The organism is Enterovibrio paralichthyis (assembly GCF_019209835.1).
GTDB classification, from domain to species: Bacteria; Pseudomonadota; Gammaproteobacteria; order Enterobacterales; family Vibrionaceae; genus Enterovibrio; species Enterovibrio paralichthyis.
This window is the reverse complement of the sequence record NZ_JAHUTS010000062.1, coordinates 1-1,155: the sequence shown is the minus strand read 5'-3', so window position 1 is coordinate 1,155 and position 1,155 is coordinate 1. Positions and strand designations below refer to the sequence as shown.

Below are 1,155 nucleotides of genomic sequence, written 5' to 3'. Positions count from 1 at the left end.
CAGTATTCGTTGAGCCAAAATTCTAATTGAAGAGTTTGATCATGGCTCAGATTGAACGCTGGCGGCAGGCCTAACACATGCAAGTCGAGCGGCAGCACAGGGGAACTTGTTCCCTGGGTGGCGAGCGGCGGACGGGTGAGTAATGGCTGGGAACCTGCCCTGATGTGGGGGATAACAGTTGGAAACGACTGCTAATACCGCATGATGTCTACGGACCAAAGAGGAGGACCTTCGGGCTTCTCGCGTCAGGATGGGCCCAGTTGGGATTAGCTAGTTGGTGAGGTAATGGCTCACCAAGGCGACGATCCCTAGCTGGTTTGAGAGGATGATCAGCCACACTGGAACTGAGACACGGTCCAGACTCCTACGGGAGGCAGCAGTGGGGAATATTGCACAATGGGCGCAAGCCTGATGCAGCCATGCCGCGTGTGTGAAGAAGGCCTTCGGGTTGTAAAGCACTTTCAGCAGTGAGGAAGGTAGCGTAGTTAATACCTGCGTTGCTTGACGTTAGCTGCAGAAGAAGCACCGGCTAACTCCGTGCCAGCAGCCGCGGTAATACGGAGGGTGCGAGCGTTAATCGGAATTACTGGGCGTAAAGCGCATGCAGGCGGTCTGTTAAGCAAGATGTGAAAGCCCCGGGCTTAACCTGGGAACTGCATTTTGAACTGGCAGGCTAGAGTCTTGTAGAGGGGGGTAGAATTTCAGGTGTAGCGGTGAAATGCGTAGAGATCTGAAGGAATACCGGTGGCGAAGGCGGCCCCCTGGACAAAGACTGACGCTCAGATGCGAAAGCGTGGGGAGCAAACAGGATTAGATACCCTGGTAGTCCACGCTGTAAACGATGTCTACTTGGAGGTTGTGGCCTTGAGCCGTGGCTTTCGGAGCTAACGCGTTAAGTAGACCGCCTGGGGAGTACGGTCGCAAGATTAAAACTCAAATGAATTGACGGGGGCCCGCACAAGCGGTGGAGCATGTGGTTTAATTCGATGCAACGCGAAGAACCTTACCTACTCTTGACATCCAGAGAAGCCGGAAGAGATTCTGGTGTGCCTTCGGGAGCTCTGAGACAGGTGCTGCATGGCTGTCGTCAGCTCGTGTTGTGAAATGTTGGGTTAAGTCCCGCAACGAGCGCAACCCTTATCCTTGTTTGCCAGC

The 1,155-nt window shown here is 54.2% G+C and carries 1 rRNA gene; it reads left to right on the top strand.

What is annotated here, in order from left to right:
• Positions 1–23: 23 nt before the first annotated feature.
• Positions 24–1,155 (top strand): 16S ribosomal RNA (locus KU854_RS24650); the annotation flags it as partial.